The organism is Pontibacillus sp. ABV4_188 (assembly GCF_056311905.1).
Map to the genome: position 1 here is coordinate 2033674 of NZ_CM149975.1, position 16815 is coordinate 2050488.

The window sequence follows — 16815 nt, forward strand, 5'->3', positions numbered from 1 at the left end:
TTGTACAATTCTGTTATCTCTTATTTATAGTAACATATTCTTAATTTATAAGACGGAGAGGCTTTGATATGAAAAAAACGGAAAGGAGGTCTCCCCCTTTCCGTTTTAAGACTGAAAAGCCTCAGCTATTAGTTTATATGATTGCTTTTTCTTTTCGAAATCATAAATATTTGTAATAAGTAGCAGTTCGTTAGCATTGTATTTATGTGCAAGCGTTTCAAGTTTCTCCTTCACCTCATCAGGTGTTCCGATAACGGCTCTTGAACGGTTTTGTTCAATCTTTTTTAGTTCATCGTTTGTAAAGGTGTGTGCTTTTACTTCCTCGATCGAAGGAACTCTTGTTTCTTTCCCTTTTTCAACCTGGAGAAGCCACATGTCTTGACTTAAAGCTAGTTCTTCCGCTTCTTCTTTAGTTTCAGCACAAACTACAAATATACAAGCGTTGATGGCAGGATCTTTCCGCCCTGGTGAAGGACGAAAACGTTCCAAATACGTTGATATTGCTTCAGAGGATTTATCTGGGCTAATAAAATGGCCAAATGTAAAGCCTGTCCCGTTAATAGCTGCATGCTTTGCACCTCGGTCTGATAAGCCTAGAACCCAAGTCTCTGGGTTCGTTGAGGTTTGAGGAGTAGCAACAACCCCTTTATATTCATGTCCCTCAGGCAGTGTATTGTATAAGAACCCATGTAAATCTTTTACTTGTCGTGAGAAAGCACTGAGCATCTTTTGTGATCCATCTGTTAGAGCTAAGCGGGTCTTCTGACCTCCTCCTGGAGATCGACCGAGACCAAGATCGATACGCCCTGGAAACATAGCTTCAAGCATTTTAAAATTTTCAGCTACTTTTAATGGGCTGTACTGAGGTAATAAAACCCCGCCTGATCCAACTCTAATCTTATCCGTCAAGGAAGCAATGCGAGTAATTAATATTTCAGGCGCGGTACTTGCGAGCCCATTTGTATTGTGATGTTCCGCAACCCAATAGCGGTAGTATCCGAGTTCTTCTACAAATTGGGCTAATTCAACTGTGTTAAGTAAGGTTTGTTCAGGAGTATTTCCTTTTGATATAGGAGCCTGGTCTAATACGCTAATTTTCATAGTGCCCCCTCCTTCACTTTAGTGATTCTATCGTATTGTCCTATACAATTTGCAAGATTTCGAGTGGTTTGCTTAAAGGCACTAAAAAAGGGCAACTTAAAAGTTGCCCCATTCATGCTACTCTTTCTTGTTTAAAGCGGTTTGAATATCATCTTTATAGGCGTAAGAGAAAATAAGCGATACGAATATGGTACCACCTATTATGTTCCCAATACTAGCTGGGATAAGATTGAGGAAGAGAAATTCATACCACTCATATTTATCAGAAGATAATATACCCATACTAAAATAGCCCATATTTGCTGCGCTATGCTGGAAGTTTCCAGCCACGAATAGAACAACCGGTAATGTTGTCCCTAAAATCTTTCCAGTTAAATCCCTTGCTGCAGTTGTTAAGAAAGCAGCCATCCCAATTAACCAATTGGCAAGTACACCAGAGACAACAATCTGAAACCAGCCGACCCAACCGTGGTCAAGAAACTTCATCTTTTTATCTAAGTACATAGATAACTCTGTATAAAAGGAATTTGATAATGAGGAAGAAAGTTGTATCAAAACAGCAACGAATAATGCCCCAATAATATTCCCTATATAAGCCGAAAACCAAAATTTGAGTATGTTTTTTTGTTTTTCCATTGCGTTAAACACATAAGTTGGTAACAATACATTAACTTCCGTAAATAGGACAGAACCGGATATAAACACCATTGCATATCCTGCTGCAAATCCAAATCCGGAAAGAAGATGATAAAGACCTTTCACTTCTACTTCAATAGCAAGAAGAATTGAAAATAAGGCTCCAAATGTCATAAATGAACCTGCCGTTAAGGCAAGAATAAATTGAGACCGAAATGGTTTAGAAAGATGATCTTTCCCTTTTTGGGCAAATTCACTGACAATTTGAGAAGGAATATAAAATTGCCTTCCCGGCCGATCGGGATTTGCTCGGGATTCAATTGTGGTTCCAACATTTTTATCCTCTTTTTCCTCTTCTGTCATAGCTTCATTGTTTTTCTGTTCGTATTCCGACATTTCTTATCCCTCCACTTCCCTCGGCTATTCCCTATAAACATGTATTTTAATCACATGAAAATAAGTTAGTATCCATTGAGAGTAAATAGAGATGGTGTTTCCATTGTTATAGATGGGTCTTCGTGGAGTTGGTGACTCAATGTAAATAGGGCTTCATCTTTTAATTTCGCTTCAATCATACAGTCCACCTTTTGAACTGTTCCTGACACAGGTTTAAGGAAGCTTTTGAACATATCATAGTCGATCAGATCTGCATGGCTTTTAAAATCCTCGGTACTTTTAGGGCTCGAAATATGCATCTTCAACGGCAAAGGTGAATGCTCCCAAGTAGCCACGACCCGATTCCAATGCAATGTCCAGTCAGACTCATAATGATTTGCCATATGATGATGAAGATCAAAAATAAAGGGGATATTTAACTTTTCACACACATACAAACAATCCTCCATGGTAAATACCTTGTCGTCGTTTTCTAACATAATCATTTTTTGTAGACCTGTAGGGACATAAGCCCAGTTTTCAATAAACTGTTCAAGAGCTTTCTCTTTATTTTGATAAGCTCCTCCAAGGTGTAGTACACATCGATGAGTTGGGTCTATACCCATTCCGTGAAGTAAGCGATAGTGATATTTTAATACTTGAAGTGAGAATTTAAAGGTATCTTTGTCAGGACTATTGAGAACAACGAAGTGATCAGGATGAAAATCGATTCGCATTTCTTTCTCTTTAGCAAATGTTCCAATCGCTCGAAGTTCTTCTTTTATAGCGTGCATATAGTTCCAATCTGATAGGTTCTCATGAGTAGCAAGCGGGACAAGGCGTGAACTCATTCTGAAAAACGTTACACCAGAAGCTACAGAATGCTTTAAAAGCCTTAGTGTGTTCGTAAGGTTAGATTGAGCAATACGTTCTAGCTTCCTTATAGCTGCTTGTCGGTCATTTAGTGAAGAAAACTGTTTGAAGGTCATGGTTTGAGACGGGGATGCGTTTTGTACATGAACGCTCATGGCCACAAATCCTAACCGAAACTGGGTCATGGTTTCATCTCCTCAACTGTTTGGTATTATTAGTTTTTTCATAAGGCAAACGGTTTATGTACAAGAATCCATGTATGGTATAATCCGCATAAAGAGACATCTAGTGGAGGTAAATGCGAGTGAGCACAAGTTTATTTCAACAAGCAGAACAATTTATACATAGATGCTTCCGTGAGCTAGGGAAAACGGAGCAAGATACACATAATCGGATGGAAGAAATCAGAAGGCAAATCTCTGAATCAAATCATTATGAACATACATTTGAGGAACTAGAATATGGGGCTAAAATGGCATGGCGTCAAAGCAACCGCTGTATAGGCAGGTTATTTTGGGATTCGTTACACGTCTTTGATTTTCGTGAGATTTCCTCAGCAGAAGGAGTGTATGAATCTTTATGTAAGCATTTAAGTTATGCAACCAATGAGGGCAAGATCAGGTCGACCATATCCGTATTTAAACCACGAAAGCACGATCATGATCCAATTCGCTTATTGAACCACCAGCTCTTGAGGTATGCTGGATATGAGGAAGATGGTCAGGTTATTGGTGACCCGGCATCTGTTGCATTCACAAAATACTGCCAATCACTCGGGTGGCGTGGTGATTATACAGCCTTTGACCTCTTACCATGGGTGATTCGAATCAAGGATCAAGAACCAAAGTGGTATGAAGTCCCTAAATCGTTAGTAAAAGAAGTTCCACTATCCCATCCTGAATTCGAATGGTTTGCTGATATGCAGCTGAAGTGGTACTCCGTTCCAGTTATATCGGATATGATGCTTGAAATTGGTGGGATTGAATATGTAGCTGCACCTTTTAATGGCTGGTATATGGAAACAGAAATCGGTGCGAGAAATTTAGCAGATGAATTTCGATATGATTTATTGCCGCAGGTTGCTTATCGAATGGGATTAGATATAAAAAGAAACCGTTCTCTTTGGAAAGATCGGGCATTGTTAGAGCTAAATGCAGCGGTCCTTCATTCATTCAGAGAAAATGGTGTAAGTATTGTAGACCACCATACAGCAGCAAATCAATTTAAATTATTTGAAGAAAAAGAACACGCTTGTGGCCGCTCTATTACAGGGGATTGGACATGGTTGATTCCACCCATCTCTCCAGCTTCAACTCATATCTTCCATCAATCATATGATGATACGATAAAGAGCCCTAACTTTTTCTATCAAGACCATCCTTATAAATGAATTATACTTCTTTAAGCTGTCCCTAGGTCATAAAAAAAACAAACCGCTTAGAAACAATCTAAGCGGTTTGTAGTTATTGGCCCTTATTTTGATTCTAATACCTTAATAAATTCTCTCATATAGTCAGGAAGATCAGGAGGCCTACGACTTGATACAAGATGACCATCAACTGTAACGGGTTCGTTGACCCATTCTGCTCCTGCGTTCATCATATCGTGTTTAATTCCAGGCGTACTTGTTACACGTTTGCCCTTTAAGATATCTGCAGAGATCAGTACCCAGCCAGCATGGCAGATCTGACCAATCACTTTTTCATCATCATTCATACTTTGTACCATTGTTAGGATTGATTCATATCGGCGAAGTTTATCAGGAGACCATCCACCTGGAACCAGAATCGCATCATAATCACTAGCTTGTACTTCTTCAAATGAACAATCGGAAGTAACTGGTACACCGTATTTGCCTTTATATTGTTCATTTGCTTTCTCCCCTGCAATGTGAACTTCTGCTCCTTCTTCACGTAAACGTAGAACAGGGTACCACAGTTCAAGATCTTCGAATTCATCACTTACAATTTGAATCACTTTTTTTCCTTGTAATTTCAAAAGGATCGTCCTCCCTTACATTAACTTCTCTTCTTATTTAACATGATTCAATCTTGCAATGCAATGAAGAAGTACGTTCTTTTTTCTTGCATAAATTTATCTGAAAATTTAGAATGTAAAGAGAGGATTCCCTTCTTTGAAGTAAGAGGTTCTCTAATTTTTTGAAAGCGTTATCAATAAGGTACATATTAATAAGGAGGTATGTTAATGATTTATGCAAACCCAGGAGAACAGAATTCAAAGGTAACGTTTAAGGAACGATATGAGAATTATATTGGCGGTAAGTGGACAGCCCCTTCCGGTGGCGAATACTTTAAAAATGTCAGCCCTGTTAATGGGAAGGCCTTTTGTGAGGTAGCAAGGTCTACTGAAGACGATATCAATTTGGCCATAGATGCAGCTGATGAAGCTAAGGTTGCGTGGGGGCAAACATCTACTACCGAACGCGCTAATCTTCTTAACAAAATAGCAGATCGTCTGGAAGATAATCTTGAAATGCTAGCCGTTGCTGAAACATGGGATAACGGTAAAGCAGTTAGAGAAACACTTGCGGCTGATCTTCCACTTGCAGTTGATCATTTCCGCTATTTTGCTGGTTGTATACGAGCACAAGAAGGTTCAATAGGTGAAGTAGATGGAGATACCATTGCTTATCATTTTCATGAACCACTCGGAGTGGTGGGACAAATCATTCCGTGGAATTTCCCTATTTTAATGGCTACTTGGAAGCTTGCTCCAGCCCTGGCTGCTGGTAATTGTGTAGTGTTAAAGCCTGCTGAACAAACCCCTGCTTCTATAATGGTTTTAATGGAATTAATTGAAGACATTCTTCCACCAGGTGTCATTAATATCGTAAACGGATTTGGTGTAGAAGCAGGCAAACCGCTTGCTCAAAGTGATCGTATTTCTAAGATTGCATTCACTGGTGAAACAACAACTGGTCGCTTAATCATGCAATACGCGTCTCAAAATATCATACCCGTTACGCTTGAGTTAGGTGGGAAATCACCAAATATATTCTTTAAGGATGTTATGGATCAAGATGATGACTTTTTAGATAAAGCGATTGAAGGTTTCTTGATGTTTGCTTTAAACCAAGGTGAAGTATGTACATGTCCTTCACGCGCTCTTATTGATGAGTCGATCTATGACGAATTTATGGATAGAGCGATTTCTCGTTTGAAGGAAATAAACCAAGGAAACCCTCTAGATACAAATACAATGATTGGAGCTCAGGCATCAAGTGAGCAACTTGAGAAAATCCTCTCCTATTTAGAAATTGGTAAGGAAGAAGGTGCAGAGTGTTTAATTGGTGGAAGCAGAAACACATTAGAGGGTGACTTAAGCGAAGGATACTATGTAAACCCAACGATCTTTAAAGGATCGAATGATATGAGGGTTTTCCAAGAAGAGATTTTTGGTCCAGTCGTTTCTGTGACCACATTTAAAACTGAAGAAGAAGCAATGAGTATAGCAAACGATACGCTTTATGGTTTAGGAGCAGGTGTATGGACTCGTAACATAAATACTGCTTATCAGTTCGGACGTGGCATTGAAGCGGGACGAGTATGGACAAATTGTTATCATGCTTACCCTGCTCACGCTGCTTTTGGTGGATATAAGATGTCAGGTATTGGACGTGAGAACCACAAAATGATGTTGTCTCATTATCAACAAACGAAAAATATGCTTGTCAGTTATAGTCCTAAAAAGCTAGGATTTTATTAAAATGGAGCGGGTTACAGCGACTGATTCAGCACTTGAACTAATTGAGAAGCTAAAATCTAAACATGGTCCTCTCTTATTTCATCAGTCAGGAGGCTGTTGTGACGGCAGCTCACCTATGTGCTATTCACAAGATGATTTCTTAATTGGTAAATCTGATGTACATTTAGGTGAAATTGGTGGCTGTCCATTTTACATGAATAAAAAGCAATATGAATACTGGAAACACACATTACTCATTATTGATGTAGTTGAAGGCCGAGGCGGAATGTTCTCACTAGAAGGTCCAGAGGGTGTTCGTTTCTTAACTCGTTCGAAAATTCTTCCTGAATAGAAGAAAGGCTGTTCCGTTATTGGAACAGCCTTTTCTTTATTTATTATGTTTATTTGCTCGTTGATCCGCTGCCTTTGAACGTTCTTGTGCTTTGCGGTCTGCTTGATCTGCAAATTCTTGAGCGAATTCTACGTCACGTCCGTCTTCCACAATATCTTGTTTAGGCGTTTGAGAAAGGTCACGTGTATTATTTTTGTTTTTACCTTTTTTGCTTTGTCCTCTTGTCATGTAAATTCACCTCACCTGTGATTGGGGAGCTGTTTTATGCCCCCTTCTTAATATGTGTAAACTAGTGAGGGATATGAGGAGAAATTGTCTTATCGATAAACTTTGACTGTAACGCTTCTTCTTCCCCATTGAATCGCTTCTTGATAATCAGGTATGAAGACATCAATAGCCTTTCCATCAATGCTGCTGCCTATGTCCTCAGCTGTTGCATATCCATATCCTTCTACCCAAACAGTAGAGCCAAGTGGAATGACATCAGGGTCTACTGAAATTACTTTTTGGTTTGGATTCGCTTTTAAGTCTACACCTGTCGCTGTTATACCTGAACAACCTGTACAGTTTGCTGTATAAGCTGTGGCCGTTGCTGTAAAGGTTTCAATAACATCTGTCGTATCTCCATCAGAGGGTGTTCCTTGACTCGTCGAAGTGGTAGTGAGCGTATCTCCTGGATAGATGATCGTTGATGATAGGTGATTCAAGGATTGCAACTCCGTGACCGTTAGTCCATATGTATTTGCAATCGCCCACAGTGAGTCCCCGGAACGAACAGTATAGGTTTCTCCTTCATTTGCTGCTGAATAATTACTGACTGTAAGTTGATCCCCAGGGTAAATAGTAGTAGAGTGTAAATCGTTCCAATCTTTTAATTGAGTAACTGAAACGTTGTGCTCAACAGAGATCCCCCAAAGCGTATCCCCACTTTGTACAGTTATATCTTTAGCCGATGCTTGGCCTGTAATCGCAGCAGATAAACCCGTTGCAGCTACTAGTGTAAGTATTGTTTTTTTCATGTGTACGTCCTCCCAAGTTTGATGGATCATTTTACGATGAGTCCTCTTCCCATCAAACCACACCCGACAACAAGGTACAATCGGTTAACCATCCTATTTTGTGAAATCAACATAATTTAAATTTTAAATAAATAACCTTCTTATGAACCTCTAACATTGAATCCTTTTCCATAAAAACGTAATAAATGGATGAACTATAAGCGAATGACCCTATGTTTGTTAAATAAAAAAAACTCTGGTCAAAATAAAAGACCAGAGTTTTTTTGAACCTTTGATTTAAAATTGGTGCTCAGTTACTTTATGTTGTGTGAATAAACTTACTAGTACATAAATAACAAATGATGATACTACTGGCAGTACAACGGTATGCATGCCGAACAAAGGTGTAGATGTGAATTGATCAATCGCAATATATGATCCAATTCCTACTAACATAGAAGCTAATGCTCCATATTTATTCCCTTTTGACCAGTATAACCCCATTACAACAGGCCATATAAACACAGCCTCTAATCCACCAAATGCAAATAAATTCAACCATATAAGAAGATCAGGTGGGTTTAATGCCATTAGGAATACGAGGATACCAAGGACAGCCGTAATGGTAATACTTAGCTTTTTCACCCGTTGGTTACTAGCTTCTGGCTTCACGTAATTGAGGTAAACATCTTTAACAATGGCTGAACTTACAAGGAGCAATAGGGAATCAACTGTAGACATAATAGCAGCCATTGGAGCTGCAAGCACGATGCCTGCTAACCATGGAGGTAACACTTCCTGAGCGATCAGTGGCATGACTTTATCTCCCACTTCAATACCAGGAAGAATTGGGCGAGCAAACACTCCTATTAAATGCATGTTTAACATGATGAAACCAACAACAATGGTCCCAATGATAAGTGCTCGGTGCATGGCTTTAGAACTTTTATAAGACATTGCTCTTACGGTTACTTGAGGTAATCCTACAACCCCAACGCCGACTAAAATCCAGAAGGAGGATACGTAACTCGGAGTAAGATCAAGATTTGCTCCATATGGCGTTAGTAAGTTGGGGTTCTCAGCAGAAAGGTCTGCTACTATGGACGAAACCCCGCCTCCAGCAATGATTGTAGCAACGAGTAGGATCAACGTTCCAAAGAACATAACAATTCCTTGGACTGTATCAGTTAAAGCAACTGCTCGAAACCCTCCTATAATTACGTAAACTAGAACAGATAAAGCAAATAAGAAGAGTGCGCTTGTATAGGAAAGTCCTGTAATCGATTCAATCAGTCTGGCCCCACCGACCCATTGAGCAGCCATCGCAGAGAAGAGAAAGATAATAATGCTCAAAGCTGATGTAATGACCACCCATTTGCTGTTGTACCTTCCCTTTAAAAAGTCAATAAGGGTGACTGCATTGTATTTTCTGGCCATGATGGCAAATTTCTTCCCAAGGATCATAAGAACGAAATAACCAGTAGCCACCTGGCTCATGGCAAGTAAAACCCAGCCAAGACCCTGAGTATAAGCGACACCTGGACCTCCAACAAAGCTACTAGCACTTCCGTATGTAGCAGTCATGGTCATCGCTAGAATGAATCCTCCTAGCTGTCTACCTCCAAGGAAATAGTCTTCTAAGAAATTTTGTGAAGCGTGTAACTGACGACTGCTCCATAAGCCGAAGAAAAAGATTAACATTAAGAATAGTAGTAATGGGATAATAACAGATACATTCATTCTGGTTCCCCTCCCTCTTCATCAAAAGGAACCTCTTTAAACCATACAGTCACGACAAATGTAACAAGAGTCGCCATCAATATAAATCCACCTATACAGCTATAGACAAACCATGAGGGTAAACCCCAAATATAGGTATAATCCTCTGGAGTTTGATCGCCTAAACCGTAAGCAAAAGCAAACCACCATACAAAGTTAATTACGGCTAATCCAACACCAATCAGAGCTTCACGATGGGCAATTTTAAACCTGGGATCGCTATTAAAGTTTTTGTCCACACAGGGCCCTCCTTTTTAGTAATGTTCATAAAAGGTTTACATTAAATTCGTTCCTAACCTTTAATGTCGACATAACGTCTCTTGGTGGCACTAGTTATCATATCGGTTTTTGTCACGTATGAAAAGGTATATGTTTATGATTCTATATAAAAAGAAACGACAATTATGCCGTTTCTTTTAAAAGGGTGATGGTTAAAGGTACTTAGTCAATAGCAGAGTGAATAGGAAGAGAAACAATAAAGGTAGTACCTTCCCCCTGTCTGCTCTCTACTCGAATGGTGCCATTGTGACTTTCAATAATTTTATAAGACATCATTAAACCTAAACCGTTCCCATTATCTTTGGTAGTATAGAAGGGTTCCCCGAGCTGTTTCATTTGGTCTTCTGGAATACCCTTTCCTGTATCTTGAACATATACATATACATACTCACCTGAAATTTCTAGGAATAGCTTCACCTCTCCACCAGCGTTATTCGCTTCAATTCCGTTCTTAATTAAGTTGAGAAAAACTTGCTTTAGCCGGTCTTCATCACAATAGATTGCAGGTGATTCAGGGGGATCTTTAAAAATTAAAGAAACTTTGCTTTTCCTTGCTTGATAATCAAGCAAGGATATGACATTTTGCAGGATAGGCGTTATCCTCTTTTCTTCTAAATGAACGGCTTTTGGTTTGGATAAAACCATGAATTCTTCAACTATGACATTCACACGTTCAATTTCATCCACTATGATATCGAGCAGGTCCCGTCTTGTGAGATCTTCTTCGTCTAACTGAAGGTATTCTGCATATCCTCTCATTGAAGTAAGTGGATTACGTATTTCGTGTGCTACGCCTGCAGCCAATTGACCTACAGCTGCTAATTTGTCTTGACGATGAAGCACTTCTTCGGTTTTCTTTCGTTCTGTAATATCATTTCGTATCGCCAAATATTGATAGGGTTTTCCATTTTCGTTCATAAAGGGGATGATTGTCGTATCTACCCAGTAAAACGTACCATTTTTCGCTTTATTTCGGATTTCGCCACGCCATATGTGTCCTGTTCCAATTGTTTTCCATAGCTGTTTAAAAAATTGAGGGGGATGGTAGTCAGAATTCAAAATGCGATGATCTTCTCCTAATAACTCCTCACGAGTATACCCAGAAATCTCACAAAATTTATCATTTAAGGTTTGGATAATCCCCTTCTCATCTGTAATGGCTACAATGGTTGATTGGTTAAGAGCAAATTCAATATCCTGCACTTCTTTAAGGGCATCTTGTAATCGGTGCTCGGCTTCCTTTCTTGTTGTGATGTCAGATCGAATGGCAATATATTGATAGGGCTTTCCTTTCTTATTAAGAAACGGAACGATTGTCGTATCTACCCAATAAAAAGATCCGCTTTTTGCTTGATTTTGGATTTCACCTTTCCAAACTTGGCCAGTTCCAATTGTCTTCCACATATCTTTAAAGAATTCTTTTGAATGATAGCCAGAACTTATAATGCTATGATCCTGACCAATAAGTTCATCTTCTTTATATCCAGATATTTCACAAAACTTTTGATTTACATACGTAATCAATCCTTTTGAATCCGTGATGGCTACAATAGAAGACTCATCAAGAGCGAATGTTATATCTTTTAAATATGTATCTCTTGAAGCTAATCTTGTGTTTAGAAGCGTGCTCGAAACGAGAACACCTGCAATAACTAGTACAGACATAAAAAGTAAAAAATAGATGGAAAAAGAATACTCGCCTGTTACGGGTATTCCTGACGTATCTATATTCTCTTCAAATGATACAGACTTCGTTAATAAAAAGTACCCTTCAACGATCGCTCCTGTGATGATTAATGAACTTATAGGCTTCAACCATGGATTTTTTGAGTATATGATATTTTTGTAATAAAACAAGATCCATAATGCCAAAAGGAATGATCCATTTAGAAGTAACAAAGACCATACAAGGATGAATGGTTCGTAATACACCGACGACTTCAAGGTATACATTCCTGTAACATGAGTTGAAAAAACCCCCATAGTTAAAAAGAAGCTACCCATTACAAGGTTCATAGTCTTTATGGATTTATTGGTCACAAAGTAAAAGGAGATACCAGCAAACGATATTCCTAATCCCACCGACAAGATCGTAAGGGGAACTTGGTTGTTTATGATATTATAAGAGTCGGAAGATAACATCGTGAGAAAGTTCATCACCCAGATGCCAATTCCCATAGAAATCATACCGCCTATAAACAGAAATTTACCGTTACGTTCAGATGTTTTATACAATGTAAACAGATCTAGTGCTGTATAAGAGGTCATCATTGTTAGTAGAATAGCGATTAAAAATAAAATTGGACTATAGGAAGCTAACATCGATTCCATTATAGGCCCCCTTCCTTCGAGGTTTCTCCTACTATTGTACTGGAAACCCCATCCTTATAAAAGCGAATTTATTAGTCATATAGAAGAATTATAAAAAATCCTCCTCTTTTATAAGAGAAGGATTTTCATATCTACTAATTCATTATGAGATTTTTAAGTGGCGGTTTTTCCCTTTGAGAATCTGGAAAATGCCGAATAGTGCAAGACCTATTGAGACGATACCTAGTAACCATTTGCCATATGGTTGAGAAGCTAGCTCAGATAACGCAGCGTCAAGTCCTGTTGCTTGCTGAGAGCTTGAAGTCATTGCCATTTGAATAAAGAAGTAACCGATAATTAACATAACGACACCTCTAGCTAGTAGACCGTATTTCCCTGAGCGTCGAACAAGCTTCTTCTCACTCTGATTCATCTCACCAAATTTAAATCCTTTCTTAAATTTCTCAGTCATACCTTTGTACATTTCATATAAACCATATCCAATAATGCCAACTCCAACTGCTCCAATGATCCATTGACCTGCTGGTTGGGATAGAACTTGAGCGATAAAGGATTGCTTAGAGTTCCCTGATGAACCCCCTGAAGAACCTAATGAGCTTGAAGCAAGTGAAATGGCTTTATAAGCTAATGCACCATAAATGATTCCGCTAATTAAGTAAGCTATGCGCATTCCGATACCTGAACCATCTTTTCCTTTATGTTCCGGATCTTTAACAACCTGAATAATTCTCCACATAACATATCCTATTAATCCAATTGCAGTAATCCATAAAATGATGTTTCCATAAGGTTTACTTGCGATAGTAGCTAGCGCACCTTTAGTTCCTGTAGCTTTTCCTCCACTAACTCCTAACGCAGCCATTAAAGATAATATTCCTAGTAATACGTATACAGCACCTTTAGCAGTATAACCGAAGCGGGCAAAGCCTCGTAACCAAGGCTTAACATCTTGACTAGCTTCACCAGCTTTCTGCTCGGTTCGTTTAGCGGCGCGTTTGGCATCGTTCATTGCACCTGCCATTTTAATCACTCCTTTTGTTTGCTTGATACTCTACTGTCCCCGCTCAAAAGAAATAAGAAACCTCTCTTCTCTTAAAATAGGTACAAGGTGCCATTAATTCTGTGCCGTGCTTAAGTAAATAATAAGGAACAATAAAAAAGCTTGGAAAGGTACCTTTCCAAGCTTTTTGTTGATACATTATGAGGTTTGCATTAATTCTTTGCGCTGTTGTTCGACCTTCTCATCGTTAATATATTCGTCATATGACATCTCTTTATCAATTAACCCATTAGGTGTGATCTCAATAATTCGGTTCGCGATCGTATCGATAAATTGGTGGTCATGAGATGCGAATAACATTGAACCTTTGAAGTTTGTAAGCCCTTCGTTTAGAGCAGTGATGGCTTCTAAGTCCAAGTGGTTAGTAGGTTCGTCTAATAGAAGAACGTTAGATCCGCTTAGCATCATTTTAGAAAGCATACAACGCACTTTTTCTCCACCTGATAATACACTTGGCTTTTTCTTCACTTCTTCACCAGAGAACAACATACGCCCTAAGAAGCTACGTAGGAATGTTTCAGTTTGATCATCAGGTGAATACTGACGTAACCAATCTACTAACGTTTGATCATCATTTTGGAAAAATGCTGAGTTATCTTTAGGGAAGTAACTTTGAGACGTTGTAACGCCCCACTTGTAAGTTCCTTCGTCCGCTTCCATTTCACCCATGATAATCTTAAATAGAGTGGTTTTCGCGATTTCATTATCGCCTACAAGGGCAATTTTATCATCTTTATTCATTGTGAATGATACGTTATCTAATACTTTTACGCCATCAATAGTCTTGGTAAGTCCGTCTACTTTTAGAAGATCATTCCCGATTTCGCGATCAGGCTTAAACGCTACATATGGGTAACGACGGCTTGATGGTTGAATGTCATCAAGTGAGATCTTATCAAGTAGTTTCTTACGAGAAGTGGCCTGTTTAGATTTTGATTTATTCGCACTGAAACGCTGAATAAATTCTTTTAGTTCTTTAGCTTTTTGTTCGTTTTTCTTGTTCTCTTCTTTAGCTAACTTCTGAGCTAGTTGGCTGGATTCATACCAAAAATCGTAGTTTCCGACATAAATCTTAATCTTACCAAAGTCAAGGTCAGCGATGTGCGTACAAACACTATTTAAGAAGTGGCGGTCGTGTGAGACAACAATTACTGTACCTTCAAAGTTAATTAAAAATTCTTCTAACCACTGAATCGCACGGATGTCTAGGTGGTTTGTAGGCTCATCTAGAAGAAGTACATCTGGGTTACCGAATAGCGCTTGTGCTAGTAGTACTTTTACTTTCTCAGAACCTGTAAGGTCAGACATCTTCTTGTCGTGAAGATCTTCTGAAACACCAAGGCCGGTCAATAAACGTGCGGCATCAGATTCAGCTTCCCAACCGTTCATCTCTGCAAACTCTCCTTCAAGTTCTGCAGCACGCATACCGTCTTCTTCAGAGAAATCTGCTTTCATATAGATTTCATTCTTTTCTTGCATAACTTCATATAGGCGTTTATATCCCATCATAACAACTTGCATAACATCGTATTCTTCATATTCAAAGTGGTTCTGTTTAAGCACAGCCATACGATAATTAGATGCTAATGATACATCTCCGGACTGGGATTCAATTTCTCCGGAAAGAATTTTTAGAAATGTTGATTTACCAGCACCGTTTGCGCCAATAAGGCCATAACAGTTCCCGGCAGTGAATTTTATATTGACGTCTTCAAATAATTTCTGATCGCCAAATCGTAAACTAACGTTATTAACATTAAGCATATGGGTTGTATTCCTCCAATATTTAAATGGTACCAACGTGATTATATCACTGTGAGCTCAATATAGATAGTGGTACAACAAGAAAAAGGAGACGAGCTCTTTTTAAAGTCGTCTCCTCCATTATTTACACCCCAAAAAATTCTAACCAAATTTTTATTGCACTTCCTAAAATTAAGAGTGCAAGTATTGTTTGTAGAATCTTGGTATTCATTTTCTTAGCTGCATTTGCACCGAGTGGTGAAGCCAGAAGACTGGCTACGATCATAATGGCAGCTGGTCCATATTCTACTTGACCGGTTGTAATTTTACCTATAGTAGCTCCAATCGATGAAATAAATGTGATTGCAAGAGAACTTGCAATGGTCATGCGAGTAGGAATTTTTAAGACTACTAGCATGATAGGCACTAAGATGAATGCCCCCGCAGCGCCTACAATTCCAGCTCCAATACCAGTAACAAATGCTAACAAAGATGCTAATGCTTTTGGAAACGTTACTTCACTCATATTCTCATCGTCAATGCCTTTTTTAGGGATGAACATCATGATGGCTGCTATAGTGGCTAGTAAGCCATATACTAAGTTCACTCCAGTATCAGACATTAACCTAGAACCGTAACCTCCAATAAAGCTACCAAGTAGAATACTTACACCCATATAAGCAATAAGTGATTTATTTAAGTAGCCGCCTTTTCGATAAGCCCATACACCTCCGATAGTAGCAAAAAATACTTGCACAGCACTGATCCCTGAGACTTCATGGGCTGTGAAAGCTGTGAATCCTAATAATGGAGGTATATATAATAACATCGGATATTTAATGATTGATCCACCAATTCCAACCATACCTGAAACGAATGATCCTATAAATCCAATGAGGAAGATTGTAATAATAAAAGAAAATTCCATGTCTTGTCAGCCTCCTCTATTCCTCTATAACGCTGAACAATACCAATCCAATAAAAAGATCAGTCCCCTATCTTATATTGTTCTATCTCTTATTCTCAAAAGATTGGGAGCTGATCTTTCTATCGGACTGAGCTTATTGTAAGAATTAAATAAATAAGTTCACATTTCCTTCTTCTGCATCTGCAAGATAAGCCGCTACACCAGCATAGGTAATGTCATCTAGTAACTCTGCTTTTTGGAATCCAAGCAGATCCATAGTCATTTGACAAGCTACAAGATTAATCTCTTGCATTTGGGCCATCTCAATTAGAGCCGGTAATGATGTAGTATTATGTTTTTTCATGACTTTTTTAATCATTTTAGGGCCCATACCAGCCATATTCATGTTGGATAGTCCCATTTTGTCTGCACCACGTGGCATCATTTTTCCAAACATTTTCTCTAAAAAGCCTTTTTGTACATCCACCTGTTCATCTTTACGAAGTGCATTCAATCCCCAAAATGTATGGAAAATCGTAACTTCATGATCATAGGCTGCTGCTCCATTCGCAATAATATAGGCAGCCATCGCTTTATCGTAGTCCCCGCTAAATAGGATGATATTTGTCTTTTTTGTAGTAGACATTTATAGACTCCTCCTTTTATACTAATACAA

General features: G+C 38.7%; 16 protein-coding genes. 3 read left to right on the top strand and 13 right to left on the bottom strand.

Going from position 1 to position 16815, the window contains the following annotated elements:
• Window positions 1-105 precede the first annotated feature (105 nt).
• The 3 genes from ACYX4O_RS10355 to uvsE all read right to left on the bottom strand — a co-directional run bounded on the left by ACYX4O_RS10355 (window position 106) and on the right by uvsE (window position 3170).
• Window positions 106-1101 carry an LLM class flavin-dependent oxidoreductase gene (locus tag ACYX4O_RS10355; protein WP_476356944.1) on the bottom strand — a complete coding sequence of 332 codons (996 nt, stop codon included), beginning with the start codon at window positions 1099-1101 and terminating at the stop codon, window positions 106-108.
• A gap of 117 nt (window positions 1102-1218) precedes the next feature.
• The gene (locus tag ACYX4O_RS10360; protein WP_476356946.1) at window positions 1219-2133 is read right to left on the bottom strand and encodes a formate/nitrite transporter family protein; all 915 of its coding nucleotides are present in this window, start codon (window positions 2131-2133) and stop codon (window positions 1219-1221) included.
• A 65-nt stretch (window positions 2134-2198) separates the two neighbouring features.
• Window positions 2199-3170 (bottom strand): UV DNA damage repair endonuclease UvsE, encoded by a 972-nt coding sequence (uvsE, locus tag ACYX4O_RS10365; RefSeq protein WP_476356948.1) that lies wholly within the window; start codon window positions 3168-3170, stop codon window positions 2199-2201.
• 113 nt (window positions 3171-3283) lie between these two features.
• Here uvsE and ACYX4O_RS10370 point away from each other — a divergent pair, with 113 nt between their 5' ends.
• Window positions 3284-4375 carry a nitric oxide synthase oxygenase gene (locus tag ACYX4O_RS10370; RefSeq protein WP_476356950.1) on the top strand — a complete coding sequence of 364 codons (1092 nt, stop codon included), beginning with the start codon at window positions 3284-3286 and terminating at the stop codon, window positions 4373-4375.
• Window positions 4376-4458: 83 nt separating this feature from the next.
• Here the strand turns inward: ACYX4O_RS10370 and ACYX4O_RS10375 are convergent, their stop codons facing one another.
• The gene (locus ACYX4O_RS10375; RefSeq protein WP_188650103.1) at window positions 4459-4983 is read right to left on the bottom strand and encodes a type 1 glutamine amidotransferase domain-containing protein; all 525 of its coding nucleotides are present in this window, start codon (window positions 4981-4983) and stop codon (window positions 4459-4461) included.
• A gap of 207 nt (window positions 4984-5190) precedes the next feature.
• Between ACYX4O_RS10375 and adh the strand changes: the two genes are divergently transcribed.
• Window positions 5191-6711, top strand: coding sequence for an aldehyde dehydrogenase (gene adh / locus ACYX4O_RS10380; RefSeq protein WP_476356952.1), 1521 nt, complete (start codon window positions 5191-5193; stop codon window positions 6709-6711).
• Window position 6712: 1 nt separating this feature from the next.
• The gene (locus ACYX4O_RS10385) at window positions 6713-7042 is read left to right on the top strand and encodes a DUF779 domain-containing protein (protein WP_476350632.1); all 330 of its coding nucleotides are present in this window, start codon (window positions 6713-6715) and stop codon (window positions 7040-7042) included.
• Window positions 7043-7078: 36 nt separating this feature from the next.
• Here ACYX4O_RS10385 and ACYX4O_RS10390 read toward each other — a convergent pair whose 3' ends face one another.
• From ACYX4O_RS10390 to ACYX4O_RS10430, 9 genes are all read right to left on the bottom strand, one after another.
• Window positions 7079-7270, bottom strand: coding sequence for a YfhD family protein (locus ACYX4O_RS10390; protein WP_476350634.1), 192 nt, complete (start codon window positions 7268-7270; stop codon window positions 7079-7081).
• Window positions 7271-7359: 89 nt separating this feature from the next.
• Complete coding sequence (locus ACYX4O_RS10395; protein ID WP_476350636.1) at window positions 7360-8061, bottom strand: 3D domain-containing protein; 702 nt, start codon at window positions 8059-8061, stop codon at window positions 7360-7362.
• Window positions 8062-8337: 276 nt separating this feature from the next.
• Complete coding sequence (panF, locus tag ACYX4O_RS10400; protein WP_476350638.1) at window positions 8338-9780, bottom strand: sodium/pantothenate symporter; 1443 nt, start codon at window positions 9778-9780, stop codon at window positions 8338-8340.
• The gene (locus tag ACYX4O_RS10405) at window positions 9777-10058 is read right to left on the bottom strand and encodes a YhdT family protein (RefSeq protein ID WP_476350640.1); all 282 of its coding nucleotides are present in this window, start codon (window positions 10056-10058) and stop codon (window positions 9777-9779) included. Before ACYX4O_RS10405 ends, panF begins: the two co-directional genes overlap by 4 nt.
• A gap of 202 nt (window positions 10059-10260) precedes the next feature.
• Window positions 10261-12429 carry a PAS domain S-box protein gene (locus ACYX4O_RS10410; RefSeq protein ID WP_476350642.1) on the bottom strand — a complete coding sequence of 723 codons (2169 nt, stop codon included), beginning with the start codon at window positions 12427-12429 and terminating at the stop codon, window positions 10261-10263.
• Window positions 12430-12571: 142 nt separating this feature from the next.
• Window positions 12572-13450, bottom strand: coding sequence for a DUF1206 domain-containing protein (locus ACYX4O_RS10415; protein ID WP_476350644.1), 879 nt, complete (start codon window positions 13448-13450; stop codon window positions 12572-12574).
• A gap of 177 nt (window positions 13451-13627) precedes the next feature.
• The gene (locus tag ACYX4O_RS10420) at window positions 13628-15253 is read right to left on the bottom strand and encodes an ABC-F family ATP-binding cassette domain-containing protein (protein ID WP_476350646.1); all 1626 of its coding nucleotides are present in this window, start codon (window positions 15251-15253) and stop codon (window positions 13628-13630) included.
• A gap of 124 nt (window positions 15254-15377) precedes the next feature.
• Window positions 15378-16160 (bottom strand): sulfite exporter TauE/SafE family protein, encoded by a 783-nt coding sequence (locus tag ACYX4O_RS10425; protein ID WP_476350648.1) that lies wholly within the window; start codon window positions 16158-16160, stop codon window positions 15378-15380.
• A 145-nt stretch (window positions 16161-16305) separates the two neighbouring features.
• The gene (locus ACYX4O_RS10430) at window positions 16306-16785 is read right to left on the bottom strand and encodes a DsrE/DsrF/DrsH-like family protein (protein WP_188650123.1); all 480 of its coding nucleotides are present in this window, start codon (window positions 16783-16785) and stop codon (window positions 16306-16308) included.
• Window positions 16786-16815: the final 30 nt, after the last annotated feature.

Excerpts from the sequence above, each read along its gene's own strand:
- ACYX4O_RS10395 (WP_476350636.1), bottom strand. The coding sequence starts at position 8,061 with ATGAAAAAAACAATACTTACACTAGTAGCTGCAACGGGTTTATCTGCT.
- ACYX4O_RS10370 (WP_476356950.1), top strand. The coding sequence starts at position 3,284 with ATGCGAGTGAGCACAAGTTTATTTCAACAAGCAGAACAATTTATACAT.
- ACYX4O_RS10390 (WP_476350634.1), bottom strand. The coding sequence starts at position 7,270 with ATGACAAGAGGACAAAGCAAAAAAGGTAAAAACAAAAATAATACACGT.
- ACYX4O_RS10430 (WP_188650123.1), bottom strand. The coding sequence starts at position 16,785 with ATGTCTACTACAAAAAAGACAAATATCATCCTATTTAGCGGGGACTAC.
- ACYX4O_RS10410 (WP_476350642.1), bottom strand. The coding sequence starts at position 12,429 with ATGGAATCGATGTTAGCTTCCTATAGTCCAATTTTATTTTTAATCGCT.
- ACYX4O_RS10420 (WP_476350646.1), bottom strand. The coding sequence starts at position 15,253 with ATGCTTAATGTTAATAACGTTAGTTTACGATTTGGCGATCAGAAATTA.
- uvsE (WP_476356948.1), bottom strand. The coding sequence starts at position 3,170 with ATGACCCAGTTTCGGTTAGGATTTGTGGCCATGAGCGTTCATGTACAA.
- ACYX4O_RS10360 (WP_476356946.1), bottom strand. The coding sequence starts at position 2,133 with ATGTCGGAATACGAACAGAAAAACAATGAAGCTATGACAGAAGAGGAA.
- ACYX4O_RS10425 (WP_476350648.1), bottom strand. The coding sequence starts at position 16,160 with ATGGAATTTTCTTTTATTATTACAATCTTCCTCATTGGATTTATAGGA.
- adh (WP_476356952.1), top strand. The coding sequence starts at position 5,191 with ATGATTTATGCAAACCCAGGAGAACAGAATTCAAAGGTAACGTTTAAG.
- panF (WP_476350638.1), bottom strand. The coding sequence starts at position 9,780 with ATGAATGTATCTGTTATTATCCCATTACTACTATTCTTAATGTTAATC.
- ACYX4O_RS10355 (WP_476356944.1), bottom strand. The coding sequence starts at position 1,101 with ATGAAAATTAGCGTATTAGACCAGGCTCCTATATCAAAAGGAAATACT.
- ACYX4O_RS10385 (WP_476350632.1), top strand. The coding sequence starts at position 6,713 with ATGGAGCGGGTTACAGCGACTGATTCAGCACTTGAACTAATTGAGAAG.
- ACYX4O_RS10415 (WP_476350644.1), bottom strand. The coding sequence starts at position 13,450 with ATGGCAGGTGCAATGAACGATGCCAAACGCGCCGCTAAACGAACCGAG.